Origin of the sequence: Granulicella sp. S190, assembly GCF_009766095.1 — a bacterium.
Classification (GTDB): Bacteria; Acidobacteriota; Terriglobia; order Terriglobales; family Acidobacteriaceae; genus Edaphobacter.
Window position 1 is genome coordinate 152,110 of sequence record NZ_LMUD01000040.1, and the last position, 24,821, is coordinate 176,930.

Below are 24,821 nucleotides of genomic sequence, written 5' to 3' on the forward strand. Positions count from 1 at the left end.
TGACTTATAACCATTGGTTACAGTATAACCGCGGGATAGATTGTTGGGGCTGAAAACGCTTCGGTTCAAACGACTGATTGCCGAACGAAATCGCAGAGCGAACACCGAGGGAGAATCATCGATGCGACTCAACCGAACTCACATAACTTCAACTGTTCTTCTTGCGATGTTGGTTTCGGCCGGGTTGACCCCGCGGCGACTTCGCGCGCAACAGACCTCAACGCTGACCATTCAAGTCACTGGGTTGAAAAACGCTAACGGACAGGTTTGTATCAGGCTGTGGAACAAGAAGGATGGATTTCCCACGGACGACAGAAAAGCATTGCGAGCCATAGAGGTGCCCATCATCAACGGCTCCGCAAGTGCGGTGTTCACCGCAATCCCGTTCGGCACATATGCGGTGAGCACTTGGCACGATGAGAACAAGAACGGAAAGTTCGACACACGATTTCCTGGTATACCGTTGGAAGGCTACGGCATATCGAATGGTACGCGTGGAAAGCTGGGACCTCCCCCGTTCGATCCGTCGATCTTCCCAGTTCACAACATAGCGACCACAGTTCCCGTCGCGATCCACTACTGATCAGAAGTAAGTCTCTTTCCAGTGGAGTCTTGACGAAGAATGTCGCTCCGCTGATGAATTGAAGTGAGCGTTTCGAAGCTTATCCTCCCTGAGTGCCCCCATCTATTGTCGTCGTTCCGACAGACCACTCGGAAGTCACACTGCTTTCGGCGGATGGTCAAGAGACTGAAGCACAAGGGTCAGCAGGCCGCCACAAAAGCGGCCCAGCGAGTTTTCTGGATGATCCCCCGGTTGTTCTGTGTATGAGTGTGCGGGCGGTGAGTCACAGCGATTTCATACCAACGATTATTTTGCAACCAATGGTTATATCGCGCTTCTAATTCCTAGGTCGCGTATTTGGATTGGCGGCCCAATACGAGACAAAGGGAGAATGCGATGAAAGTTCTAGTGATTGGAGCAGCGGGCAAGAGCGGGGAGGCGCTAGTAGATGAGGCGTTGGCCGCTGGGCATAAGGTGACGGTTTTCGTTCGCGGCGCTGCCCAGTACAAGAAGGCGAACGTCAGGGTTGTGGCAGGCGACGTGTTTGACGCGGCTGCCGTTGACCCTGCGGTATTTGGACAGGACGCGGTCATCGACGCGCTAGGCGGCAAGACACCGTGGAAAGTGACGACGATGGAGACGAAAGCCGCACACAACATTGTGGACGCGATGCGACGCCACGGCGTGCGGAGGTTGCTGAAGATTTCGGTTGTTGGAGCAGGCGATAGCGCCAGAAACGCCGGCTTCTTCAACAAGCACCTGCTGATGAAGACGTTTCTGCGCGGTTTGCTGGTAGACAAGGCGGGTATGGAGGCAGAGATCGAAGGCAGCAACTTGGATTGGACGCTCGTGCGGCCGCCGATGTTGACCGACCATGAGAAGACCGGCATTGCCAGGGTGCTTAGTACTGAGAGCGGCGAGAAGGCACACAAGATCGGGCGCGCGGATCTGGCTGCCTTCATGGTGCAGCAATTAGAAAGCAGCCGGTATGTACGTCAGGCAGTGACGGTAACCACCACATAGCTCGTCCGCCGCTCCGATCGATTGTGCTCGGTCGGCAATGTTTCACGCGACAGATAGCTGTAAAACTTCATGGGACTGGCGAAGTGGTAGCTGCGCAACTCACAAGCTCTTGCATTCACATCAGAGCCCTTAACTTGGCTCACGAAAGGATTGTCTTATGTCGAACTTCCCTAAACCGCTTGAAGAGGTCCTTCATCACAACGTCATTAAGAACAACAAAACTGGCGGCCCGACGCTGGATATCGGGCCTATGCAATTGCTGTGGAGGGCACTGGGAGAAAACACAGGCTACACCTTTTCCATTTTTGAAATGACGGTTGTGCCGGGTATGGGTATTCCACTACACAGGCACCCATTTGCAGAGTTTTTCTACGTGCTGGAAGGAACTTTGTCGATAGGATTTTGGAACAACCAGGGTGTCACTGAGTGGGACACGTGTGAAGCCGGAGAGAGTCTGATGGTGCAGCCCAATGCGCCTCACTCATTCTTCAATAAGAGTGAGCGTCCGTGTCGCGTGCTGAGTGTCTCGACGTATCACCACGAGCGAATGATGAAGGATGCGGTGCATCCGGATGGCAGGACAGACTTCTTGCCTGCTCAACTCACCCAGGCCGACTTTGAGAGGTTGACCAGGTCCATGGAAAAGAACCAGACATTTCTCGTCGCAGACCGCGCTTAGTACGGGGCGTCTCTTGAGTTCACGCCTGAACTTAAAGGGTGTGCCGCTACACAAACGGGGCTGCAAATACGACCCCATATCGCTGTAACAACACCAAGGAGAAAACGAATATGTATTTAGTCATGGGCATTACAGGAAACGTTGGAGGGGCCACGGCGCGGCATCTTCTGAAGCAAGGCAAACAAGTGCGAGCACTTGTACGCGATCGCCAGAAAGCGGCGAAGTGGGCTGAGCAAGGCGTGGAGTTGGTGGATGGAGACTGGAACGATGCGACAGCCATTGCGGCGGCCCTCAAAGGTGTTGAAGGAGCGTTTGTTATGTTGCCCTCCGTATGGGCACCATCGCCTGATTACAGAGAGGCAAAGGACGTTATTGCGAACTATGTCGAGGCGCTGACCATAGTAACGCCCTCGCGGGTGGTGGCACTCTCGTCGATGGGCGCAAATAAAACAAGCGGGCTGGGGATGATCACGGGCTTAGCACTTTTCGAGCAGGGTCTTCGCGACGTGACCTCTCCGGTTGCCTTTGTGCGCGCAGGCGGGTTCTTCGAAAACTTTCTTTTCGGCTTACAGGCCGCCCAGGGTGGAACACTACCGGTCTTCTACAATCCTACGGACCGAAGATCGACCATGGTCGCGACGGATGACATCGGCGCAGAGGTGGCAACGCTTCTCACCGGGCCGGCGTGGTCAGGGCATCGCGTCATCGAGTTGGGTTCGATGGTAAGCGCGGATGAAGTGGCCGCACAATTGGGTGAAGTCTTGAAGCTCGACGTAAAAGCCTTCGCACTCCCGCGTGCCGCCTGGGCCGATGCGTTCCAGCAGTTCGGCGTCCCGAAGGGTCACACTGGACCTGCCGAAGAAATGTACGAGAGCGTTAACGCGGGATGGATGGACCTCGGGGTCACGGGTACGGAGCACGTAGAGGGTACGACGTCCGCACGCGATGTATTTGCGGCTGCACAGAACGCCGTCAAGGCGTAAGTCCAGGCGATCGTGACGATCTCGGATCCGTTAACACTTGTTCGGGTGCAAGGGTTGGACCGGACAGCTGACCGTCCGGTTCCACGCTGTCGAGAGGCCATCGCGTCATGATCGAAAGAACAAGAAGGAGATCCTTTTACTATGAAAACTGAACGGACAATAGATAAATCCGTGCAAGCAGGTCGAGCGACTCAAAGAGCCGCAATGATAACTACCGTCGTGGTCGCCTTCATGTGGGTGTACTTCGGCAGGTTGTATCTAATTCACGATCCCGACGAATGGAGGATCGCCAATCAGCAGCTCGAATACCCGCTCTACATCATCCCTTTTATTGGCGTAACGCACATCCTTGGTAGCGTGGGCCTTCTGATTCCCAATATGCCTCGATTGACCGAGTGGGTCTATGCTGGTCTCAGCTTCACACTTTTACTTGCGTTCTATTCACAACTGAATGGTGGTGGCAGTACTTGGGACAAATTCGATCCGATTCTCGTCTTGGCGTTCGTCTTCGCTTCTTATGTATTGAGACGCCGCATGCGCGCAAACAGGTGGTCGATATGAACAACACGCTCGGCAGGTTTTCGTTTTTTCCCCGCACACCGCTAGCGACACCATCAGTCCTACTGAACGCGATCCCCTTCAGCAGCGATTACTGATAAGAAGCCGACTTGAACGAAGCCGCTGCGCGGCGGACGCATTCGTGTGCGCTGGGCGAGCTGTCGGAGCGACGATCTGAGGTTGTCGCAGAGAAGAGGACTATCTGTGACTCATCTACGTCGGGTCAGACTGGAAGAGTTGGAGCAGCGCAAAGAGGCTCCTGAAGTGGCAATTGGAAGACCAATGCCGTTCTCGACCCATAATCTGGTCTGCACCCGCTTACAGCCGTGACTACTGCGCTTAGGAGATGTTGCTCCATATGTCCCGTTCCCGCATCACCCTGCTTGTTGTTGCACTAACAACCTACATATTCGTTTCCGCAAACTCACATGCGCAGACAGTCGAATCTGATTCTGCTCTGGCTGCGCAGTTGCGTAGAAGCGACGAGCTTTTGCTCTCGGCGGTGCATACGGCAGATCGCTCCGTCTGGCAGAGATTTGCGGCGTCTGATTTCTTTTATCTCGACGAAGAAGGGGGCGTTACATATCTCAGCAACTTTCTTCAAGATCTAGCGCCAATGGCCACAAAGCCGCTGCAAATACGGACCTATAAGCTGACCCGAATCAACGAGACAGCAATCGTCCTTCACGAGGACATAGATGAGAACAAGGTTCGATATATCTTCACCGAGACATGGCAGCGTCTGGACGGCAGGTGGAAGCTACGCGCGCTCCACATCACAAATGTACTTTCTGATCCCCCCGCAATCAAGCTAAATACAGCCCAGATTGAAGAACTGGCGGGGACCTATCGTTTCGGTTCGGACACATTCACCGTTCGTGGAGATGGTGATCGAATCCTTGCCAATCGTGCGGGTGTCCCAGAGCGGGAACGAAAAGCCGAGACGCGCGATGTGCTGTTTACTCCGGGAGAGCCCCGTAGGCGCATAATCTTTCTTCGGGACTCGATGGGAAAGGTGACTGGTCTCGTCGTGCGCTATGAAAGCAGTGATACTTTCTGGACGAAGGTCCCCTGATTCGCTCCCGTTGCACGCGTCCTGATCTGCAAACTTCGTAGTGACAAGACGTTCGTGCTCCATTCCTTCGAGTCAACGTCGCAATAATGCCGATAGCCCCCGCGCACCGTTATTGTGTGACGTTCCAGCAAAAGATGTGATCTGTGACGTCATGAGATAGTGTCTCCTTCGCTTAACTATGACTCGAGGAGCAGAGCGCTGAAGCAGCACCAATGGAATTGAAAACCCATTTTCATATCTTGAAGATTTGAGCTAAATGCCGTGGAGGTCCGTAGAAGTCCATCGAGGGCGCGCCCAAAACCCTTGGGACTGCAAGCGATCCTGCTGTCTCTGAGTCGAGAAGCTCTAAGAGATCCAACCAAGTGGTCCGAATAAGATCGGGTGCGAATTCCTATCCCGCATGTGCGCAACAGCTGAACCTGGGAGTGTTCAGAATGCCAATACATGAGATTTGGAATTGATTGGCCGTCGCGCCGGAGCCCGCCTCGCTGAGCGCGTTGTCGATTCTGTGAAGAAATCCGCATCCATAGGCACGTCCGGATTTGTGCAAAGCGTCGGCGCGATTGAGCAGGTCCGCGAGCACCGGACGGCGGGATGGAATAATTACCGATAGCACGAATGGGGCCGCATTCCCGAGATTACGAGACGAGGGCTCGAAGCCGACCGCCGAGCTCTTCGCAATACACTTGCGAATCTGAAAATTTGTACGTACTAATTAGTACAAAGCATGAACTCTCGTCAAAGTTTAGTACGAAGCGCGCAGGAGCTCCTCTGGGAGCGGGGCTATGTAGGTATGAGTCCGAAAGCGATTCAGGAAAGGGCGGGAGCTGGCCAAGGGAGCATGTACCACCATTTCAAGGGGAAATCCCATCTGGCGGCAGAAGCAATCCAGCAGAGTGCCGCGTCCTTTCGTGATGGAGCTGACAAGTGGCTGAGTGCATCAGGTACGCCACTTGAACGGATTCGCGGCTACATGCTCCGTTCCCGTGAGGTTTTGAAGGGCTGCCAAATCGGTAAGTTGACCCAAGACCCCGATATCGCTGCGGATGTGGATTTGCGTCGCCCGATAGACGAGACATTCGAATGGCTTCAACTCAGAATTAAGTCCATCTTGGAGGAGGGGCAACAAAACGGCGAGATTTCCACGGAACTGAACGCCACCGAGGTCGCTGCGACGCTTATTTCCGTGATCCAGGGCGGCTACGTTCTCGCTAGCGCTGCTGCCTCTCCTAAGCCATTCCACCGCGCGATCCGAGGTGTTCTCAGCTTATTACGATGAAGCTTACCGCGTAGTCGGTCACGGACGCACTGGGTCTCTGTAGGAGCGCCGGAGTTCCGGGAACATGGAGACACGCTCTCGCTTGTTCCCTTCTTTGGTAAAGGATGAAGCGTTGTGTTGCTGACTACTTGCTCATTGGTTGCAGAATTTCAGCGATCCGATCCGGGGTATTCGGAACACGCTCCAGCACGGGATGCCTTTGCCCACCGTGATAGTCAAGATGCAGGTCAGAGATTTCGCCAGTGTTGTCGACCTTGAAGTCGACGGGCGTCGTCGTCGTTTTCGCGGCATCGATTGCCTGCCGCAGAGTCGGGCGCGTGAACGGTTGACCGTCTACCGCAAGTATCTTCATCCCAGGACCGAAACCTGCCTGATAGGCAATTCCGTCCATTATCACGTCGGAGATCACGCCGTCAGCTCCGATGCTCATGGCAAGGGAATACTGAAAGTCTTTGTCAGCACCTTCTTTGTAGACCAGCCTGTAGCCGGCTCCAGCGATGCCTTGAAGAGGTGCTTTTGACAGAGCGTGAAGGCGTTCGGTGAGGAAGCCTTCCCAGTCGTTGGGAACGATCTGATTCAAGCAAGCAACGATGTCGTGGAAGGAGTACGGAACAACTTTGGGACCGGTATCCCCACCGAGGCCATGGAAGAGAGCCACAAAGTCGTTAAGAGATTTCTTGCCGTTCGATTTGTCGCGGATCGTCACATCGACATCGAGCCAGATCAAGTTTCCTTCGCTATAGAAGTCAAAGCCGTTTAGACGCCAGTTATCGTAACTGGAATCCTCACTGCTCCAAAGCGGGTAGGCCATCGTGTCAACGTCGTCAAGATCTCTCCACTGCATACCTGGACGGCGATCATAGTAGGCAGCTTTCGATGCCAGAACATCCAAAAAGTCTTCCTTGGTCGCGTTGCCTATTCTCGTGGTCATCACAGTGGAAAGATAGTCTGTCAGCCCTTCGTATACCCACATTCCGTTCGTATTCACAGGGGTTTGAAAGTTGGGTGTGGCGAGTCCTTCAGGGCGCCGATACTTGCCGTTCCAGCTATGAAGAAAATCGTGGATCGTGTAATTCGCGTAAAGCTTCTGCCCTTTCTCATTACGGAAAAAATTGGCCGAACGACGATTGTCCAGGGACTGCAGGTGATCGATCGCCGCTTGCGAGATGTTGTTCGAAAGCGTGATGAGAAAGCGATAGTCGTCATAGTGATGGCTACGAAACAGTAACCCGGCCTGGCGAATCGCCTGGCTTAATTCATCAATTCGCGCTTGAGGGACTTCGAGATCTTCCGGCTGATCCGCTACTATGTCGAGGTAATGCCTGGGTGAAACTTCAGGGGCAAGTGCGACTTCTCGGAAGTAGCGTCCCGCAATCATCGGGGAATCGACGAGTTGTTCGAGCGAGATGGGCTGAAAGTTTACGATCGAGCTAGCAGTCGGCTCCATCACGCCCGCCACAGTCTTGAGCGACGTAGCCGTGTGCCAACCGTTTGGCAATGTGACCGTCGGGGTGACGGTGAGATCGGCGACTCGCGTATCGGGTCCGCTGTAGGGGTAAAGGACGACAGTGTTCCAGTCCAACACCGCGAGGTTTGCATCTGATGATCCGTGGGCGTCCCCATTCTTGTCCGCCGTAATGAAGTCGAATCTGACTTCGATGGAGCGGACTCCATTCGGAATGGTCAGATGATAGAGATACGGGTCGAAGGGATCACGCTTCCAGAAAAGAGGCTGGCCGACAACCCCGCTGCCATCACGGGCTCTAATGAATAGGCCTACCTGCTGAGTTAGAGGAGCGGGCTCATGTTCGTTCCGAATCCATTCTGGAAAGGCGAGGGTCAATGGACCGTCTTGTACGGGAACAATTTCGGTCGCATGAAGCAACTTGCGAGGAGCATCGCGCAGATCCACGGAAAGACTTAGCGGCAGTTGTGCCTGTAACTGGCAGGCGCTTGATAGGAGCAATGCTAGATATAACGGCTTGAGACGTGCAAGAAACATAAAACACCTCAACACGAGCGAATTGGTCTGCTGAATCTTTGTGAATATGCAACCATCGAGAATCTCGAAGGAGTGTGTTGCAGGGCTGAGGAGCCGATGCGTGGATCTACTCCCGACAACTCTTGGCTAAGGGGGAATTTATTCCGCTCATCTGCAGATACGCTGAACTATCCATATTGGCGAGGCGAAGGGCACCGCAGGTCATTTCAAAGGTTGCTGCGGTAGTTTCTTGAGGTGTCTAAGTTCCTCATCCGTTTGCTGAATGCTGGGGCCGGCGAAGTCAAAGAACGCCCACTTACCATAGCGTTCGCTCACTTGGGGCAATACCGCTTTCAAAACGTCGGCACTGCTTGCCCCATGTGTCTGTGCCTGGGAAACCGCCTGACGAAGAAACACGAGGTAATCGCGAAAAGCTCGAATGTCCGATTCATCCCCTACATTTTCGCCATGGCCCGGAACGAACTTTGCTGAAGGGTAGTCGCGGAGTAGCAAGTTCAACGTTTCAACCCACTCTTTGGTCGACGCATCAATCAAATTAGGCAGCGCGCGATTCCAGAAGAGATCGCCACAGAAAACGACATTCGCCTGAGCATCGTAGATGATCGTATCCCCTCCGGTATGACCAGGCATGACCCGCAGGACTTCACCACGATTTATTCCGATATATGCTGTAGCACCTTGTGTGTATGTCAGATCCGGAAGGTAGAGATCGTCCACCCACTCCCGCTGCTTTGGTGTGATCTTCTCACCAAAAAACTTCAGGTTTTCTGTTCGCATCCAAGAACGCACATTGTCTTGGGCCATAACGGTAGCGCCAGATTTTGCAAAGACTTCGTTCCCGGCCACATGGTCAAGGTGGTAGTGCGTGTTCACCACATATCGTACGGGTAACGTTGTTTTTTCCCTGATCGCTTCCATCATCTTCTGCGCAGCTGCCGAACTCTCAAATGTATCCACCACTAGAACCGCTTCTGGCCCAATCACAAAGCCTGTGTTTGAACCTGCCAAATCTGGCTTGGCGGCCGATTTATCGATCGCCGCCCAAGCTCCGGACCCCAGGTCCCGCAATGAAAAAGGCGTCGGGCTTTGGCACGCTGCACTCAAGCACATAGCAGCGCACATCGCATATGCAACAGGCACAATGGAATTCTTCATAGAAGTCACTAGTGGTGTACGAATCGAGCCGAGTCCCAATGATGTACTCAGTAGTCCTTCACCTAATCTCAAGAGGTAATTATACATACTAGTAGGTACAGGGATCGCGGAAAGAAAACCAAGGTGGCGGAGAGTGGTAGAAGACGTATAAGGTTCGCAATTCACCGTCATCCAATCAAGTGTGGCGTGAAGGCGGGCACCTAAACCTTGATAAGTTGCCACCTTGCGCTTGACCTTATGCTGCAGTGAACCAATCAAGCTCATCGTCCTCTTGCCACCGTCCCCACTGATTCTCTCGTTGCGATCAATGCGAGCTGCTGCCAAGGCTATTTGAGCTAAGACAAGCAAAATCCAGGGATGATGTGGTCATTTACTTGGGGGAAGATACTCGTACCGATAGAATCTGCTGACCTCCTGAAGACGTTCCATGCCATCCGGCAATCGAAGCGAAGAAATCTCGGCGAAGTACTCGTCCAAGCCTCCACCAGTTGTTGTGAACATCATTCTTCCCGCGGAATGACCGACGTTCCGGAAACCGTGATAGATACCGCGAAGGGAATACTTAACCTCGCCCCTGTGGAATGGTACCCACGATTCGCCATCAAAGAATTCGAATTCACCGTCGATCACCGTGAAGACTTCGTCCTATCCAAGATGACGATGTGGAGGTGGTCCCCCGCCTGGGGGCGAAGTTTGCAAGCCAATCACAAATGAATAATTCGTCGTGGCGCTCGAAGCAATGATTTCGATTGGCTCCCCAAATACGTTGATAACTGTTCCGTTTTTCACTCGTACTCCTGTTTAGCTTGCGTTTGCATGAAAGCCAAGGACCCGCTCTTATCGCAAGAGAGTCGCCGACCGCAACAACTCTGACGTTCGCCTTCTTATACTGCGTGGCACCGCGCAATAAAGGCGTCGCCTTATGCACGGCCCCCAGGGCAGGCCGCTCCAATCACTAGAACTTTCATCTCCTTTGCCTCGTATATGGCGCCCATCAAAATGCGCGGCCTGACAATTGGAGGCTCCTGCAAACCATCGGTTGCAAATTATTCATTGGTTGAAAAGGGTGGGCAGATCGAGGCTTACTCGCTTGTAGCTTTGCGAAATATTGGCGTAAATTTTCTGGGCTATCTGAACATTACGATCTCGCGCTATCCCGACCTGACTATCAACGGACATCAGACGACCAAAGCCCGGGCCGGAGTCCATCGCCGACGGTTCCGAGATCATTCTTCAAGCGGAAGAGATTGCAGACGGCGTCTGCAATCTCACGGGCGAGTCAGTTCAAGTCAATGCTGCGTCAAGCTCTTGAAGCATGACTTGATATTGCTCCGGATTCTCAGTTTGCAATCGCTCCAGATTCATAAGCTTCCATCGAATCGCCGGGAGATTACGAATGGCCGGTGAACTTACGAGGTTCCAGTCTGGACTGAGTGCATGAAAAGACCTCAGAAAGAGCTTAGATGTTTCATCTAGGCGGGAGCGAATCTCCGCAACCAATTGTTCTCGGGTCGCGAGTAGCATGTCCAACGAGGTTTCTCTTACAGTCATCCCGACAAATTCTCTCTCGAAGGCTTGCCGTATCTCCTTCGAGCGGGGTTGCAGGAGCTCATGCGCGGGACGATTGTGGCTCAGGATGTATGCCAGAAATGTCTGATAGAGAGTGTTGTCGATCCCTTCATTGGCAAGCAGGTGTTGAGCGTCAAACAGATCTCGAGGATGCTGTCGGTCAAGTGCAGCAACCAGTTTCCCCGCGTATAGGTCGGCGAACGAAACCACTTGGATTTCAGCGAAGCCGAATCGCTCTTCTACGAGGGACCGGACTGTTTTCAACTCCGTGGGATGGACAGTGCCACGAAGCACGGGAGTGACTTCGATCTTGATTTGAGCGTTTCCTTGACGAACGAGGACGAGGGTTCCGCCCGCGTTAGCGCTGTCTGTGACGAAGCTGTCTGGGATCGCTTTACGAATCTTCTGGGCAATACGGCCCAGCGCAGATCGTATCCCGATAAGCGATGTCTCTCGGTCCTCAATCGGCAGATAGACCAGGTCGATGTCCACCGAAAGGCGAGGCAGGTCGCGTACGAAAAGATTGATTGCTGTTCCGCCCTTGAGAGCAAAGCAAGTCTCGGTCGCCACATAGGGCAATACACGGACGAGTAGGGCTACCTGTCCCTCGAAAACTTCACTGGCCATCGTTCCTACCTCCAGTATTGAATAGTTCCATTGGAAGCGTGATCTGATAGCGCGAGTCAAAACGACCTTGGGGAACCAGTTGACGCTTTCCTTTCCCGAGATCGACGGCAGACAGATCCAGATGTTTGAACCAGGCATGTCCATGTCTGTCCGCGTACCAGAGGAAGAGCCGCTTTACCTTCACACTCCTGCATTCCCGCAGAAGCTTCCCCAGCAGTTGAGGACGGAGATTGGCCAAACCTTCCATGACGACATCGACTTGATGAAAGCTCTCGTGATGCGGGAGTTCATCGATCATCTCCAGGATTGCTCGTTCGGGAGCTGACATGGTCAGCGACCATTCCCAGGGGCTCGTGGATTCCGCATCCTTTAGCGATCCTGATGCTTCGCTAGAACGCAGATCGTAACGCTTCGCTTCAACGCCGCTAATCGAGTTTGCAAACAGTCCCGAAGAGCGGGTCTCAAACTGAGCGGATATCGGCAGCTTTGCAAGCCAGGACGGGAGGCCCGAGCCGTACAAGTAGACTCGCGAAGTGTCGCCAGCTTCGACGTAATGAGCATACCCAGACAGTTCGACCGCTGTTCGTCCGCCGACGTGAAGGGGCGTGTGCATGATCTGCTGGAGAGAGAGTACAACAACATCCCATCGCAGCGAGGCCTTGGTAAGTTGGCTTGGCCGCCGGTAAACGCGGGGACCTATTCGTTCGAGCCACCCCCGGTCCACATAGTCTCGTATCGATGAACGGGAGATCCCCTGGGTTTGGAGCCAAGTGCTATCCGCCAAGAAGCCCTCCGGCAGACTTAGGAGAAGATGGTTTAGCCGAGATGATCTTTGTGCGTCCATGACGCACATATTCACATTTGCATAAACCCGATGTCAAGTTCACAAAATCCCCTCATTGTGCGCCATGAACGCACACAAGCGCCATACAGCAAACCCAACCGCCCAAAGCCATCTAGCTGGAATGGGGGATCTACAGTCCTAAGCCAACTACCTCGGCAAGACGGTTCACACAATCAATCGGGCTGTCCGCCCACGGATCAGCCCGATTACCCGATGATGAATTTGGCAGCATTTTGGCAGCAAATGCTGCCAAGTATGCCGGTTTTACCGGTTTAGCCGACTCATAACCACCGTATCGTCAATAACTTAGGTTCCGACCCACATCATGGCATGGAAGAGGTCATCGGTTCGATCCCGATCAGGTCCACCAACAAACTTCCCATAATGTGTAGCTTGCCGAGGTTGCCCAGCTAGTTCTTGAACCTCCGAGGGTCCGGAAGGGTCCTGAAATTTCCTTGCCTCCAGCGGCAACATCATCTCCACTACTTTTGCATTTGCGTCCGCTTCTGCTGCGACACAGCTTGGGTATAGATATCGAGCGTCGTCCGGCAGCTCGCATGCCGCATCAACTCTTGAGCTACCTTGATGTCGACTCCGAGGGCTCTCAGGTTCGTCGCCAGTGAGTGACGGAAGCTATCGTGGTGTCAATATCTTTCTAATATGGAATGATATTGACACTATGCGGGACGTCAAAACGTCTGCCGTGACAGTTACGCTAACTGGTTGCATCTAAATGATTTCATGAGCGTTGATGGCTAACTACAGCACCCTTGGGCACTCAAAAACACTGGGAAAAACGCAGATTAGGAATTCAGCACCCTCACCAGCACCGTCGCAGAAACCAAGGTGCTGGGAGTCTGACCTCTGCCGTGCATAGGCAGAGAGGTCGACCTGGGCAGAGGTCTGTCGCATATGCGGGGTAATCGAATTTCGAGGGTGCGGAAGGGTGCTCAAGCACCCTCCCTTAGCTTCAACTGAAACCAGTCAGAGCACTTATGGAATTGATTGTTTCCCATTCCTAGACACCACGAAGCTGATGACGACAAGCGCATTTACGGGGAGTAAACCTGAAGGTTGCGCGCAAACCGCTCTCAAAGAGTGCCTTGGCCTGATATCGCTCTTCGACCTTCCCACGATATGCGACAGACGCCATAGTAGGCTCAAGTAGAATCCTCGGCTTCAAAAAGCTTCCGCTGTTCCGGCATCGCTGCGGTCCTCAAATCCACGTTTGAGGTATTCACCAGGGTTGGCCCCGACAACTCGCTTGAACGCCTTACTGAACGCAGCGTCGGACTCGTAACCGACCGAGCGAGCGACGTCTATGAGCTTTTTGTCGCGCTGTTGTAGAAACTGAATCGCCTTCTGCATCCGCCACTCGGTTACATATTCCAGCGGTGTTTGTCCGAGCAGCTCTTTGAAGCGTGCTGCGAATGCGGAGCGAGACATGCCCGCCGCTTCGGCCAGGGATTCGACCGTCCAAGGTGTCTTCACACGATCGTGAATGCCACTCAGGGCAGCGCCGATTTGAGGGTCGAAGATGGCACGAAGCCATCCTTTGTTGCGTGCTGGTCCCGACGCGATATGCGCGCGGAGAACCTGGATAAACAGGACCTCGGCTAGCCTCGTCGCGACGACTTCAGATCCCGGCGCTTGTTCTGCCATTTCCGAAGCAAGCGCCTGCACTGTGTTGTGAAGAGCAAGCGTACGTGCCTCATCGGCCTTCATCAGAATGAAGCTCGGCAATAACTGAGTGATCGGCTTCAGGCTGGCGCGATCGAAACTCAAGGAACCACAGACGATTGTCGTCGGTGCGCCACCACCTCCATAAAGAGCGACATTGCCGTTGGCCTTGGCCCCAATCTCGCGGAAGGTTGACCCTGGACGTGTTCGCGGGCTGTCGCGCAGAACAATCGAAGTCCCTTTAGCCACCAAAAAGCAATCACCGCCGGTGAGGGGAATCTGTTCCGCAATCCCTTCCACACTCAGCCAGCAGTTGCCGCGCGAGAGCATGGCGAAGTGCGCCAGATCTGTGGGTGGCATCTTCTTACCGGAAAGAGTGGCTTTTTCTTCGGTCTGATTTTCCTGCTTCACGCCCCACGGGGCTGTGGCTTCGAGCCTGTGCAGACCGAAAGCGGTTACGTGCAGCGTTCTGAAGATGTCTGTTATCGGGTCCAACTGAGCCTCCATCTGCTCTCGAAAGCCATAGTGTTCTGTGACCTCTACGAAACTGCGCAGCTTCGCTCGCCGGACAAGTGCAGCATCAGGTCGAAGAGGCCTCTACCATGACGGACATTCTCCTTCCTTCCAGCATCACAACTCCTACACTCCTTTTCCCCGCGCGTCCCAGTTCTATCAATAATGAGCAAAACAGCTCGGTTTAGCCATCTTTCTGGACGAATAGACAAAAATCTTGGACTCCCGAGCAGTTTTCGTCCGCCGCCAAAGAATCTACCTTAGTGTACGGAATGCTTCACACATTCCGAAGGGAGCAATTATGGGAAAGCTTGAAGGTAAGGTTGCAGTCATCACGGGTGGATCGAGCGGCTTGGCGCTGCAGAGCGCCAAGCGGTTCGTTGAAGAAGGCGCCTACGTTTTCATCACGGGCCGGAGGCAGGAGGCGCTCGATGAGGCGGTCAAGCTGATTGGCCGGAACGTGACCGGCGTGCGCGGCGACGCGTCCAATCTCGACGACCTCGACCGTCTGTTCGGCACAGTCAAGCGAGAAAAGGGCAAGATCGACGTTCTGTTTGCGAGCGCAGGCAAGGGCGAAGCCGCCAAGCTGGGTGAGATTACTGAGCAGCACTTCGATGCGGGCTTCGACCTGATTGTGCGTGGAACGCTGTTTACGGTTCAGAAGGCGTTGCCGCTGCTCAACGATGGCGGATCGATCATCATGATCGGGTCCGTTGCTTCGGTAAAAGGATTTCCTGGTTTCGGCGTGTATGCGGCGAGCAAGGCGGCATTGCGTTCATTCGCACGCACATGGGTCAACGAACTGAAGGGCAGGCATATCCGCGTGAACGTGCTGAGCCCGGGGCAGGTCGATACCCCGGATTCCCAGCGACTCGACAAGGAGACGAGGGAGATGTTCGAATCCCTGATCCCGCGCGGCAAGATGGGTCGTCCTGAGGAAATTGCGGCGGTCGCGCTGTTTCTTGCTTCAGACGAGTCGAGCTACGTGAATGGGGTGGATTTGGCTGTCGACGGCGGCTTCTCAGCCATCTGAATTCGCGTTGACGAATCGACAAAAGATTAGGACTCGCGAGCAGTTCTTGTCCACCGCCAAAAAGATCTGCTCTTCAGCACTGAATTCTACAGATCGACCAAAGGGAGTCATTATGGGAAAGCTTGAAGGAAAAGTTGCAGTCATCACGGGTGGGGCTACCGGCATCGGCCGCGCCGCAGCAAAACGCTTCATCGAGGAGGGCGCCATCGTCTTCATCTTCGGCCGTCGGCAGGCAGAACTCGACGCCGCTGTGGCCGATCTCGGGTCCAACGCCCGCGGGGTGAAGGGCTCGATCTCCGATCTGGCCGATCTCGACCGACTCTACGCGGCGGTGAAGGCCGAGCGCGGAACCCTCGACATCGTCTTTGCCAATGCCGGGGCGGGAAGCCCGCTTCCGCTTGGCAAGATCACCGCCGAGCACATTGACGAGACCTTCGACACCAATGTGAAGGGTACGATCTTCACGATCCAGAAGGCGCTTCCGCTGATGGGCAAGGGCGGTTCGATCATTCTGACGGGCTCGAGCGCCGGCACCACGGGCGCCCCGACAATGAGCGTCTACAGCGCGAGCAAGGCGGCAGTGCGCAACCTCGCGCGGACCTGGGCGGAGGACCTGAAGGGCACCGGCATCCGGGTAAACGTGCTGTCGCCCGGAGCGACGGCGACAGAACTCGCAAAGGCAGCGTTAGGCGAGGAGGGCCAGAAGGTCTACGCGGCGATGACTCCGCTCCAGCGCATGGCCGATCCGGCGGAGATCGGGGCGGCTGCTGCCTTTCTCGCGTCGGACGACAGCAGCTTCATGACCGCTAGCGAGCTCGCCGTCGACGGCGGCTTAGCGCAAATCTGACGCATTCGCCCAACGGCGCTCCAGTCGATGATTCGGAGCGCCGCAGGATTCGGTAAATCAAAGGAGAACATATGAGCTACGCAATTGTAGGATTCGGAAAGATAGGTCAGGCTCTCGCCCAAGCCTTTGCCCGTAAGAATATCAACGTGGCCGTTGCGAGTCGCCGGCCCCCCGAGGCGTTGGCACCGCAGGCTCGGGCGATTGGACCCACAGTCGTCGCCAAGTCGCTGCGGGATGCACTCGAGGCTGACACAATCATCTTGGCGGTTCCGTTCGGGGAACATCGCGAGATTGCGAAGGCCCTGCCGAGTTGGAAAGGCAAGACAGTCATCGACGCGATGAACTCGTTTCCAGTCCCACCTGAGGAACTGGACGGTCTCCCATCCTCCGCATTCGTTGCGAAGTCGTTCACCGGCGCCAAGTTGGTGAAGGGTTTTAATCACCTGGTTGCGGCCACACTGGCTACCGACCCGATCGTCGAGGGCGGCCACCGGGTCGTCTTTCTGTCGAGCGATGACGAGGACGCTATCGCTCCCGTGGCGGATTTGGCCAAACAACTTGGGTTCGCACCCGTCAAGCTTGGAAAGTTCAACGAGGGTGGCGCGTTAGTCCACGCACGCGGCAAGACTTGGGGTCTGCTCATCTTTCAGGATTTGTTCAAGAAGCAGCAGTAATCGATCTATGACCGTGTGATTTGGCCCGAGAAGGATGGTTCCGAAACGTCCGCTTAGATCGGACACACTTGATGTAAGGGAAAAGGAGAGATTTTGATGAGCATCGAAAAGAATGTCCAAATTGTGAAGGATTTCTTTGCAGCAATGGGCAGCCGCGATAAGCAAGTTCTGCTGGCGTTGGTTGCAGAAGATATTGAGTGGATCGTTCCGGGCGAGGACTGGCCGCTGGCCGGCACGCACCGTGGGCACAAGGGATTGGAGAATTTACTTCAGAAGGCTAACGAAACGGTGGAAACTTCGTACCCAAAGCCCCCCGAATTCGTGGCGCAGGGAGACCGGGTTTTGGTCGTCGGCGTCGCTACGGGGAAAATCAAAGCCACGAATAGGGCGTTCACGGACGACTGGGTCTTCGCCATTACCGTTCGAAACGGCAAGGTGACGAAGATTCGGGAGTACATCGACACGCAAGCACTGGCGCGGGCCTCCGAGGCAGACGCGAGCCCCAAGCTTTAACCCATCTGAAATTGGCGGATCTCGGTGAGTGCATTTTCGCCAATGCACTCACTGAGACACGATAACTACTGAAAAGTCAGCTTGCGTTGACCGGTTCGGAGTTGCGGATGGTTATGCTCCTACGAGACCGAATCAGAAGGAATCGATCTTTCAACCGTTAGCTGAGAGGCTTGGGCCCAATTGCTCAAGGTCCAGACGTTGGAGAGAGCGTCAGGTCTGTGAAATATTCCTTTGCGCGACCATGTTTCAATCGTGGATCGCGGTCTGTTCCGATGTATTCAGCAAGGAAGTCAAGAAGCCCTTCTACTTTTGGCGTGAGTCGAGACGAACCGGAAAACAGCGCACACAATGTGATCGGTTCCGGTTTCCACAGCGGAAGAATCGGAACAAGCCTACTCCGGTTGTCCGGGTGCTTTGCCATCCACAGCGGCAGGACAGTGATGCCAAGACCATCCAGAGCAAACGGCAGATTGATGCCGGGATCACTCGTCACGACGTGAAATGCAATGTTTGGACTGACCTCTTTCGATCCGCGGGACAGCTTCCAAACACCGGAGCCCGCACACCGATGGGCGGCGAGTTCGTCGGGATTAGCCGGACTGCCAAATGCGTCCTCGTATGCCGGACTCGCGAAGAGCCCCCGTGCAGTCCCAGGGTAGGACCGGACCCGTCGTACCGAGTCCTTTGGCGCTTTGAGTTTGAAGAACACGTCCACATCTTCACGGGGTTCCTGATCCCAGCCAAAAGAGTACGGCTCAATTTCCATTTTCAAAGACGGAAAGCGAGTGATGAATTCTTTAAGCAGGGGCGCCAGTATCTCGCGGGCCATAGTCAGCGGGCACGCGATCTTGATCGTGCCACTTGGGTCAGAGCGGCGAACCTCTAGGGATTCCTCCCCATCTGTGAGCGTACGCAGCGCGCGTCTGCAGGCGAGAAGATACTCCCTGCCCGCGTCTGTCAAAATCAATCCTTTCGGACCCCTATGCGCCAGAAGTACCCCAAGGTGCTTTTCAAGACGGGTGAGAGATCTGCTTACCGTCGACGCTGGTTGATGCAGCGTCTTCCCGGCAGCGCTCATTGTTCCCGCCTGCGCGGCGATCACAAAAGTCCGGACGTCATTTAAATCAATGTGGTGCGGCATGATGTGTTCCGGCAGTCACTGGTAATAACAGTGCTTCTTTCCTGGGAAGTCTCAGGTGTCCAAATGTCCCCCAACAAAGGACACCAGATTCCTATTCGCGAACATGCTGCACTCATTGTCATTCATTCGTTGCTCTAGCGCAAAGCAGCTTTGCGTGTATCAGGGCTCCATAAACTCCGGGTCCCGCATCTGTTCTATAGACGACATAGGACGAGCTGCCTTCACCTGATCTCTAGTGAACGACTCGCGCGGAGAACTTAGAGGCAACTACCAGATGTAAACCATTGAGAAAGAGCGAAGAAGATATGAAAGTTTTGGTCACTGGTGCAACGGGAAATGTAGGCTCTTTGGTGGTCGGGGAACTCTTGAAGCGCGGCGCAGAAGTCCGTGCGTTGATTCGTACACCAGACGCCGATCATAAGCTGCCAGCAAGCGTTGAGGTGGCCATCGGCGATTTACTTGATCCCGTTTCCATAGAGGAAGCGATGAAAGGAGTCGACAAGCTGTTCCTGATCAATGCAGTCGTTGCGGATGAGTTGACGCAGGCGCTGATCGCATATGGCATCGCAAAGCGGATCGGTTTGAAGCACGTGACCTATCTGTCTGTCTTCAAAGTGCAGGAGTTCCGCGATGTCCCTCATTTCGCTTCTAAGCTTGCCGTCGAGGGTGCATTGCGTGAGTTCGGTGTGCCGTACACCATTCTGCGTCCCGGTTACTACATGCAGAACGATATCGGCTTGAAGGATGCTCTGACCGGACCTGGACTCTACCCAATGCCTCTGGGCATCGCCGGGATCGCCGCAGCAGACATGAGGGACATCGCGGAAGCGGCAGCGATCTCGCTCACAGAAGGCGGTCATGAAGCACAGACCTACGACATTGTGGCTCCCTCGCTTATCAGTGGCCCGGGAAACGCGGCACTGTGGAGCAAACTGCTCGGCAAGGAGATCAAATACACCGGACACGATTTCGACCAGTGGGAAAAGGGCATGCGCGAACGAATGCCAAGTTGGAGCGCCTTCGATCTCCGCATGATGCTCCAAGGCTACTTCGACCGAGAGTTCGCCTCAACCGAGACGGAAGTTGCACGTCTGACGAAACTACTTGGTCATACGCCTCGCAGCTATGAGGATTTTGCCGCAGAGACGACAAAACTCTGGAACGCATAACAACCTCTGCAGAAACTGGGATCTACATGACGACCACGAAACAACAAATTGCGGGCTTTCGCAGTGAATCGGCCAGCGTGAATGGCGTAAGCCTTCACTACTGGATCGGCGGCGATCCGAACGGTCGTCCTGTGTTGCTCTGGCATGGGTTTCTTGGAACTGCTTATTCGTGGCACAAGTTAATGCCGCTGCTCGCAGATGCAGGCTACCCGGTTCTCGTCCCTGACATGCGCGGCTACGGAGACTCAGATAAGCCCGCAGGAGATGCCGGTTACGACGGCGCGGCACTCGCAGAAGAGTTTCGGTCGCTCGTAGGACAAATAAGGTTTGGTGCAGGGCGTCCCCTAACGCTTCTTGCGCACGATATGGGAGCACCATCGGCGCTTCTCTGGGCCGCAAAGTACCCAGACGAGATCGCGGCGCTTCTCTACATCGAAGCGCCGGTGATGCTGCAGTCGATCCTTGAAAAGATCATCACCTTCACGCCCGAGGCAATGGTAAAGGGCAGCATGTGGTGGTGGATTCTTCCTCTCGCACCAGGTGTTCCTGAAGCTCTCCTCGTCGGCAAGGAGAGAGAATTCCTTAACTGGTTTTATCTCGGAGATGCGGTCGTACGACATGAAACGATCCTCCCTGAAACAGTGGACGAATATCTGCGCACATTCGCTGGTGTTGGAGGCGTCTTGGGAGCGCTCGGCGTCTACCGCACGGCCTTTGCGACCATGGCGCAGACGTTGCCGCTCACACAAAACAAAGTTCGACTGCCCGTCGTCGCCATCGGCGGAGAAAAAGGATTGGGAGCGCGCGTTGGTCAGTCTGTGGCGATGGTGGCGGCCAATCTCAAGAGCGTTGTTCTGCCAGACTGCGGGCACTTTGTTCCGGAAGAGCGTCCTGAAGCTGTTCTGGAACAGCTTGAAGGACTCAACCTGCAGCAGAAGCCATGAAATGAATCTAAAACTCAACTGCCGTCAGATGACGGAATTCGCAATAGCTGCCGGTGTCTTATCGGCGTCACAGTCGGCCCGGGCATTTGCATTTTCAATCTTCGGTGCGCAAGTTGACACGGACAAGACCTCAAGGAGAAGCGACATGCCAGACCCACAAACACAATACCCTCCCCTTCCGCCCGACGATCTCAATCGCACTTTGACTTCCGCGAATCCCGATCATGAAGGCAAACTGCCCCACATCGGTCTCGTCGGAGATACTTACACCATCACCGTCGATGGAGACGACACCAACGGCCGGTTCTGCGTAGTCGATATGCACATCCCTGCCGGCGGTGGCCCTGGACCACATCGCCATGACTTTGAAGAAACGTTCATCGTGCTGGATGGAGAGATCGAAGCAACATTTCGCGGAAAGAAATCCGTCGTCGGCGCGGGCGAAACAGTCAACATTCCTGCCAATGCTCCGCATCAGTTCCACAACGCATCCGCAAACCCGGCTCGTCTGATTTGTATCTGTTCTCCAGCTGGCCAGGAGAAGTTCTTCCTGGAAGTCGGCGTCCCTGTAGCGACCCGCACCACAGCTCCACCCAAACTCGATGACAAAGAGATGGCCGCGTTTCTTGAAAAGGCGAAGGCACTTGCTCCCAAATATCACACCGAACTTTTGAAAGAAGCTTAAGGGTTTTTCGGTCGTAAGATGCGAGGTCCTGTCAGAGAATGGCTAGTTCACGACAAGCGCAAAATTGTTCTCGTAGCCTAACTCAATCGCACTTTGCCTAAGTTACGTCCATAAAATCCATCGGAGGAATCATGACTAGATTCAAAGACAAAGTTGTCATTGTGACGGGGGCCGGCTCTGGCATTGGAGCAGGCACGGCACGCCGCTTTCTACACGAAGGCGCGTTTGTTGTCCTCAATGGACGGCGTGAAGAGAAGTTGTACGAAACTATCGCGGGCTTTGATCGAGCACAGTTACTTATCCATCCTGGAGATGTCTCGGATGAGGAGTACGTGAAGCGACTCGTTAAAGAGACGATCACTAAGTTCGGCAAGCTGGATGTGTTGGTCAACAACGCGGGGATAGCCACCTTCGGTCCCTTCGCGCAGACCACCACAGAGCAATGGCGGAAGCTGATGGGCACCGACCTGGATGCAGTGTATTTTGCGACTCGTGAAGCATTGCCTCACCTCTTGAAGACCAAGGGTTCAATCGTCAATCTCTCCTCCGTATCGGGTCTCGGCGGAGATTGGGGGCTGAGTGCCTATAACGCGGCAAAGGGCGCCATCACGAACTTCACGCGCGCCTTGGCGCTGGAGTATGGCTCGCGCGGCGTGCGAGTCAACGCCGTGGCTCCGAGTCTGACCTCCAGCGAGGCCACTGCCGACCTTGAAAAAAGCGAAGCAGTCATGACGGCGTTTGTTGATCGCCTCCCTATCGGCAGAGCCGCTACACCGGATGAAATCGCAGGAGTGATCGCATTTCTCGCGAGTGAGGACGCCGTCTTTGTCAACGGAGTGATTCTTCCGGTTGACGGTGGACTCAGCGCGTCCAATGGACAACCTAACTTCCTCTCGCTCCTGGGACAAGGCTAAGATCCACATTCACGTTAGACATTTCCAGGGCCAGTACACCAAGCGTCAAAACCAAGGAGGAGCATCATGCAAACACTTGAGGAAGTTCATAGTACGGCTTCGTGGTTGCTACACCATCCATTGAGCTCGGAAGACCAAGCTGCGATGGCCGCCATGCGCGCCATCGTCGAACCTAATAAAGGTAAGCTTCAGGGCATTGCAGCTCGAGTTTCGTTCGACGCGATCATGGAGCACGTCGCTGCGCCTGCGGGCGTCGTCTATGAAGCTGGGCGCGTTGGAGGTGTTTCGGGATGGTGGTGCCGACCTGAAACCGCGCGGCGCGGTCAGGCCGTCATGCACATCCATGGCGGGTGGTTCAACTGGGGCTCTGCACATGCGTTTCGCCATTTGGCAGGCCATATCGCTGCTGGTGTGGGGGTAGCGGCATTCGTGCCTGATTACCGGTTAGCTCCCGAACATCCATTTCCTGCTGCTGCCGAAGACGTGCGCGCCTGCTACTTCGGTCTGGTTGAGCAAGGCTTCTCGAAGATTGCCATCACGGGCGACTCTGCCGGCGGCACCCTGGCGATTGGGTTGCTCGTGCATCTTGCGGCGAATAGTGCTCTTGGCGGTGAAGCGCTGGTCGGTGGAGTTGCGCTCTCGCCGGTGACCGATCTAACTCTCTCCGGAGAGAGTTGGTCGACACGCGCTCTTGCCGATCCATACTTCACCCAGCCTCAAGCCGCCGAGTTGGTGGCTTCCTATCTGGACGGTGATGATCCGGCAGATCCAAAGGCCTCGCCGCTCTATGCCGATCTGAAGAACCTGGTCCCGATCCGTGTGCATGTCGGCAGCGACGAGGTGTTGCTCGATGATTCCATCCGCTTCGTCGAGCGTGCGGTCGCGGCCGGAGTGGATGCTCGACTGGATGTATGGGAAGGGATGGTCCACGGATATCTGGGAGGCTTGGGACGCCTGGCAGCTTCGACCGAGACCCTTCAACTCATCAGTGAGTTTCTGAACGACCGATTTGCCAGGGCAGCAAAATGAACAGTAGACGGAATCGCTTATAGACAACGGAAGGGGGAATAAGAAATGTATGACCATGTGATTTGGCCTCACCCATTTGCCCCGAAGACCTCGGCGATCTACGCGCTCAACGACATTGACGTGAACGCGCCGCCTGAAGTGGTGTGGAAGCTGCTCGTCGACGCCGAGAATTGGTCAAGCTACTTTCCCGCCGAAGATCAGGTCAAGATCCTGTCCGGTGAGCCGGAACTGGCGCTCGGAACCAAATACAGCAGGGTGACTGTTGGCTTTCCTATGCATCTCATCGTGACGGAATACGTACCCGGCCGCAGGCTCGCGTGGTCGACACTGGTCGACGGCGACGAGACCGCTTCGAGCGCCTATCACGGTTGGGTCATCACTCCGACGGACACGGGTTGTCACCTGCTGAGCGAGGAGACGCAGCAAGGCCCCTTCTTCCTCGAAGAACTCGGGCGCAAGAATCCCGGTGCGCTTTACCGCTATCACCAGGAATGGGTTGAAAGTCTTGCGCGGGCGGCAGATGCTCGAGCGGCCGACGCGGTCAAAGGAGATAAGACAATAGCCAAAACTGACCTCGAAAAAGTGTTGACGATATTTCATGGCATCAGCGCCGGTGATGTAGGCGTTGCGACGCAGCACATCGACCACAAGCTATTTGTACAACACAATCCGTACGCGACCGACGGTGTGGAAGGGCTGACGCAATTCATCAATCAGTCGCCACGTGACCAACTGCAACTGACCGTGGTACGGGCATTCCAGGATGGCCCCTACGTCGTTACCCAGGCTAAAGGACAACGATCTGGGAAAGAAATCTTCTTCGACGTTTTCAGGTTTGAAGACGGATTGGTTGTCGAGCACTGGGCCTTCTCCGCCGAGAATGCTCAACCCAACCCGAGCGGGCATACCCAGGTCGATGGACCGACCGAGGTGGAACACTTCGAGGATACGGAGAAGAACAAGTCACTATTGCGGACGTACTATGAGACCTTTCACATCCGCGCGGACCACAGTCGAAGTGAGCAGTACTTTGCTGGGGATCTTATGATCCGTCACGAACCTGGCGTCTTCGACGGGGTCACGGAGTTCATGCGAGATGTCGAGGTCCTAATGCAGCACCGGACCATCGATGAAATCAAGTTTTTGTTAGGACAGGGAGATTTTGTGTTCATCGTCGCTAAGGGCACACATGAGGGCGAACTCTGCGTTTACATCGACCTGTACCGCGTGAAAGACGAAAAGATTGTGGAGCACTGGGGCTTTCCCGAGATGGTTCCTCCTAAAGAGCAATGGAAGAACAATAACGGCATGCTGTAGGACACC

Annotated in this window: 24 protein-coding genes; 17 read left to right on the top strand and 7 right to left on the bottom strand. The window is 54.8% G+C overall.

From position 1 onward, the window contains the following. Positions 1 to 121 precede the first annotated feature (121 nt). From GSQ94_RS18620 to GSQ94_RS18650, 7 genes are all read left to right on the top strand, one after another. Entirely contained in the window at positions 122 to 583 is a 462-nt protein-coding gene (locus tag GSQ94_RS18620; RefSeq protein ID WP_158945358.1) for a DUF2141 domain-containing protein, read from the top strand. Positions 584 to 958: 375 nt separating this feature from the next. Then, entirely contained in the window at positions 959 to 1,585 is a 627-nt protein-coding gene (locus tag GSQ94_RS18625; protein WP_158945359.1) for an NAD(P)-dependent oxidoreductase, read from the top strand. 157 nt (positions 1,586 to 1,742) lie between these two features. Beyond that, complete coding sequence (locus GSQ94_RS18630) at positions 1,743 to 2,264, top strand: cupin domain-containing protein (RefSeq protein WP_158945360.1); 522 nt, start codon at positions 1,743 to 1,745, stop codon at positions 2,262 to 2,264. 110 nt (positions 2,265 to 2,374) lie between these two features. Next, a complete protein-coding gene (locus tag GSQ94_RS18635) occupies positions 2,375 to 3,247 on the top strand; it encodes an NmrA family NAD(P)-binding protein (protein WP_158945361.1) in 873 nt (290 codons plus the stop codon). Between the two features lie 204 nt (positions 3,248 to 3,451). Further along, a complete protein-coding gene (locus GSQ94_RS18640; protein WP_158945362.1) occupies positions 3,452 to 3,808 on the top strand; it encodes a DoxX family protein in 357 nt (118 codons plus the stop codon). A 355-nt stretch (positions 3,809 to 4,163) separates the two neighbouring features. Then, entirely contained in the window at positions 4,164 to 4,880 is a 717-nt protein-coding gene (locus GSQ94_RS18645; RefSeq protein WP_158945363.1) for a nuclear transport factor 2 family protein, read from the top strand. 727 nt (positions 4,881 to 5,607) lie between these two features. Continuing rightward, positions 5,608 to 6,159, top strand: a complete 552-nt coding sequence (locus tag GSQ94_RS18650; RefSeq protein ID WP_158945364.1) for a TetR/AcrR family transcriptional regulator — start codon at positions 5,608 to 5,610, stop codon at positions 6,157 to 6,159. 124 nt (positions 6,160 to 6,283) lie between these two features. Here the strand turns inward: GSQ94_RS18650 and GSQ94_RS18655 are convergent, their stop codons facing one another. From GSQ94_RS18655 to GSQ94_RS18680, 6 genes are all read right to left on the bottom strand, one after another. Continuing rightward, on the bottom strand, positions 6,284 to 8,161 hold the full coding sequence (locus GSQ94_RS18655; protein WP_158945365.1) for a M61 family peptidase: 1,878 nt from the start codon (positions 8,159 to 8,161) through the stop codon (positions 6,284 to 6,286). A gap of 201 nt (positions 8,162 to 8,362) precedes the next feature. Next, positions 8,363 to 9,580, bottom strand: coding sequence for an MBL fold metallo-hydrolase (locus GSQ94_RS18660; RefSeq protein WP_158945366.1), 1,218 nt, complete (start codon positions 9,578 to 9,580; stop codon positions 8,363 to 8,365). Positions 9,581 to 10,600: 1,020 nt separating this feature from the next. Continuing rightward, a complete protein-coding gene (locus tag GSQ94_RS18665; RefSeq protein ID WP_158945367.1) occupies positions 10,601 to 11,512 on the bottom strand; it encodes a nucleotidyl transferase AbiEii/AbiGii toxin family protein in 912 nt (303 codons plus the stop codon). Further along, entirely contained in the window at positions 11,502 to 12,365 is an 864-nt protein-coding gene (locus GSQ94_RS18670) for a type IV toxin-antitoxin system AbiEi family antitoxin domain-containing protein (RefSeq protein WP_371417565.1), read from the bottom strand. The genes GSQ94_RS18665 and GSQ94_RS18670 overlap by 11 nt, the downstream gene beginning before the upstream one ends. Before the next feature lie 473 nt (positions 12,366 to 12,838). Continuing rightward, the gene (locus GSQ94_RS21545; RefSeq protein WP_371417571.1) at positions 12,839 to 12,976 is read right to left on the bottom strand and encodes a hypothetical protein; all 138 of its coding nucleotides are present in this window, start codon (positions 12,974 to 12,976) and stop codon (positions 12,839 to 12,841) included. Between the two features lie 559 nt (positions 12,977 to 13,535). Continuing rightward, positions 13,536 to 14,531: an AraC family transcriptional regulator gene (locus tag GSQ94_RS18680; RefSeq protein WP_216843143.1), complete on the bottom strand. Its 996-nt coding sequence runs from the start codon at positions 14,529 to 14,531 to the stop codon at positions 13,536 to 13,538. Positions 14,532 to 14,850: 319 nt separating this feature from the next. Between GSQ94_RS18680 and GSQ94_RS18685 the strand changes: the two genes are divergently transcribed. The 4 genes from GSQ94_RS18685 (at position 14,851) to GSQ94_RS18700 (ending at position 17,616) form a co-directional block, all read left to right on the top strand. Beyond that, a complete protein-coding gene (locus tag GSQ94_RS18685) occupies positions 14,851 to 15,582 on the top strand; it encodes an SDR family NAD(P)-dependent oxidoreductase (RefSeq protein ID WP_158945370.1) in 732 nt (243 codons plus the stop codon). 112 nt (positions 15,583 to 15,694) lie between these two features. Beyond that, a complete protein-coding gene (locus GSQ94_RS18690) occupies positions 15,695 to 16,429 on the top strand; it encodes an SDR family NAD(P)-dependent oxidoreductase (RefSeq protein ID WP_158945371.1) in 735 nt (244 codons plus the stop codon). Positions 16,430 to 16,500: 71 nt separating this feature from the next. Next, positions 16,501 to 17,103 carry an NADPH-dependent F420 reductase gene (locus GSQ94_RS18695; protein WP_158945372.1) on the top strand — a complete coding sequence of 201 codons (603 nt, stop codon included), beginning with the start codon at positions 16,501 to 16,503 and terminating at the stop codon, positions 17,101 to 17,103. A gap of 96 nt (positions 17,104 to 17,199) precedes the next feature. Then, positions 17,200 to 17,616 (top strand): nuclear transport factor 2 family protein, encoded by a 417-nt coding sequence (locus GSQ94_RS18700; RefSeq protein WP_158945373.1) that lies wholly within the window; start codon positions 17,200 to 17,202, stop codon positions 17,614 to 17,616. Between the two features lie 184 nt (positions 17,617 to 17,800). Here GSQ94_RS18700 and GSQ94_RS18705 read toward each other — a convergent pair whose 3' ends face one another. Next, on the bottom strand, positions 17,801 to 18,757 hold the full coding sequence (locus tag GSQ94_RS18705) for a LysR family transcriptional regulator (protein WP_158945374.1): 957 nt from the start codon (positions 18,755 to 18,757) through the stop codon (positions 17,801 to 17,803). Between the two features lie 305 nt (positions 18,758 to 19,062). Here GSQ94_RS18705 and GSQ94_RS18710 point away from each other — a divergent pair, with 305 nt between their 5' ends. The 6 genes from GSQ94_RS18710 to GSQ94_RS21550 all read left to right on the top strand — a co-directional run bounded on the left by GSQ94_RS18710 (position 19,063) and on the right by GSQ94_RS21550 (position 24,815). Further along, complete coding sequence (locus GSQ94_RS18710; protein WP_158945375.1) at positions 19,063 to 19,926, top strand: SDR family oxidoreductase; 864 nt, start codon at positions 19,063 to 19,065, stop codon at positions 19,924 to 19,926. 26 nt (positions 19,927 to 19,952) lie between these two features. After that, a complete protein-coding gene (locus tag GSQ94_RS18715) occupies positions 19,953 to 20,870 on the top strand; it encodes an alpha/beta fold hydrolase (RefSeq protein ID WP_158945376.1) in 918 nt (305 codons plus the stop codon). Between the two features lie 145 nt (positions 20,871 to 21,015). Then, positions 21,016 to 21,555 carry a cupin domain-containing protein gene (locus GSQ94_RS18720; protein WP_158945428.1) on the top strand — a complete coding sequence of 180 codons (540 nt, stop codon included), beginning with the start codon at positions 21,016 to 21,018 and terminating at the stop codon, positions 21,553 to 21,555. Between the two features lie 131 nt (positions 21,556 to 21,686). Continuing rightward, positions 21,687 to 22,469 carry an SDR family NAD(P)-dependent oxidoreductase gene (locus tag GSQ94_RS18725; RefSeq protein WP_158945377.1) on the top strand — a complete coding sequence of 261 codons (783 nt, stop codon included), beginning with the start codon at positions 21,687 to 21,689 and terminating at the stop codon, positions 22,467 to 22,469. Positions 22,470 to 22,535: 66 nt separating this feature from the next. Continuing rightward, the gene (locus tag GSQ94_RS18730) at positions 22,536 to 23,498 is read left to right on the top strand and encodes an alpha/beta hydrolase (protein WP_158945378.1); all 963 of its coding nucleotides are present in this window, start codon (positions 22,536 to 22,538) and stop codon (positions 23,496 to 23,498) included. Positions 23,499 to 23,543: 45 nt separating this feature from the next. Further along, entirely contained in the window at positions 23,544 to 24,815 is a 1,272-nt protein-coding gene (locus GSQ94_RS21550) for an SRPBCC family protein (RefSeq protein ID WP_254063982.1), read from the top strand. Positions 24,816 to 24,821: the final 6 nt, after the last annotated feature.

Excerpts from the sequence above, each read along its gene's own strand:
- GSQ94_RS18620 (WP_158945358.1), top strand. The coding sequence starts at position 122 with ATGCGACTCAACCGAACTCACATAACTTCAACTGTTCTTCTTGCGATG.
- GSQ94_RS18625 (WP_158945359.1), top strand. The coding sequence starts at position 959 with ATGAAAGTTCTAGTGATTGGAGCAGCGGGCAAGAGCGGGGAGGCGCTA.
- GSQ94_RS18630 (WP_158945360.1), top strand. The coding sequence starts at position 1,743 with ATGTCGAACTTCCCTAAACCGCTTGAAGAGGTCCTTCATCACAACGTC.
- GSQ94_RS18635 (WP_158945361.1), top strand. The coding sequence starts at position 2,375 with ATGTATTTAGTCATGGGCATTACAGGAAACGTTGGAGGGGCCACGGCG.
- GSQ94_RS18640 (WP_158945362.1), top strand. The coding sequence starts at position 3,452 with ATGATAACTACCGTCGTGGTCGCCTTCATGTGGGTGTACTTCGGCAGG.
- GSQ94_RS18645 (WP_158945363.1), top strand. The coding sequence starts at position 4,164 with ATGTCCCGTTCCCGCATCACCCTGCTTGTTGTTGCACTAACAACCTAC.
- GSQ94_RS18650 (WP_158945364.1), top strand. The coding sequence starts at position 5,608 with ATGAACTCTCGTCAAAGTTTAGTACGAAGCGCGCAGGAGCTCCTCTGG.
- GSQ94_RS18655 (WP_158945365.1), bottom strand. The coding sequence starts at position 8,161 with ATGTTTCTTGCACGTCTCAAGCCGTTATATCTAGCATTGCTCCTATCA.
- GSQ94_RS18660 (WP_158945366.1), bottom strand. The coding sequence starts at position 9,580 with ATGAGCTTGATTGGTTCACTGCAGCATAAGGTCAAGCGCAAGGTGGCA.
- GSQ94_RS18665 (WP_158945367.1), bottom strand. The coding sequence starts at position 11,512 with ATGGCCAGTGAAGTTTTCGAGGGACAGGTAGCCCTACTCGTCCGTGTA.
- GSQ94_RS18670 (WP_371417565.1), bottom strand. The coding sequence starts at position 12,365 with ATGTGCGTCATGGACGCACAAAGATCATCTCGGCTAAACCATCTTCTC.
- GSQ94_RS18685 (WP_158945370.1), top strand. The coding sequence starts at position 14,851 with ATGGGAAAGCTTGAAGGTAAGGTTGCAGTCATCACGGGTGGATCGAGC.
- GSQ94_RS18690 (WP_158945371.1), top strand. The coding sequence starts at position 15,695 with ATGGGAAAGCTTGAAGGAAAAGTTGCAGTCATCACGGGTGGGGCTACC.
- GSQ94_RS18695 (WP_158945372.1), top strand. The coding sequence starts at position 16,501 with ATGAGCTACGCAATTGTAGGATTCGGAAAGATAGGTCAGGCTCTCGCC.
- GSQ94_RS18700 (WP_158945373.1), top strand. The coding sequence starts at position 17,200 with ATGAGCATCGAAAAGAATGTCCAAATTGTGAAGGATTTCTTTGCAGCA.
- GSQ94_RS18705 (WP_158945374.1), bottom strand. The coding sequence starts at position 18,757 with ATGCCGCACCACATTGATTTAAATGACGTCCGGACTTTTGTGATCGCC.
- GSQ94_RS18710 (WP_158945375.1), top strand. The coding sequence starts at position 19,063 with ATGAAAGTTTTGGTCACTGGTGCAACGGGAAATGTAGGCTCTTTGGTG.
- GSQ94_RS18715 (WP_158945376.1), top strand. The coding sequence starts at position 19,953 with ATGACGACCACGAAACAACAAATTGCGGGCTTTCGCAGTGAATCGGCC.
- GSQ94_RS18720 (WP_158945428.1), top strand. The coding sequence starts at position 21,016 with ATGCCAGACCCACAAACACAATACCCTCCCCTTCCGCCCGACGATCTC.
- GSQ94_RS18725 (WP_158945377.1), top strand. The coding sequence starts at position 21,687 with ATGACTAGATTCAAAGACAAAGTTGTCATTGTGACGGGGGCCGGCTCT.
- GSQ94_RS18730 (WP_158945378.1), top strand. The coding sequence starts at position 22,536 with ATGCAAACACTTGAGGAAGTTCATAGTACGGCTTCGTGGTTGCTACAC.
- GSQ94_RS21550 (WP_254063982.1), top strand. The coding sequence starts at position 23,544 with ATGTATGACCATGTGATTTGGCCTCACCCATTTGCCCCGAAGACCTCG.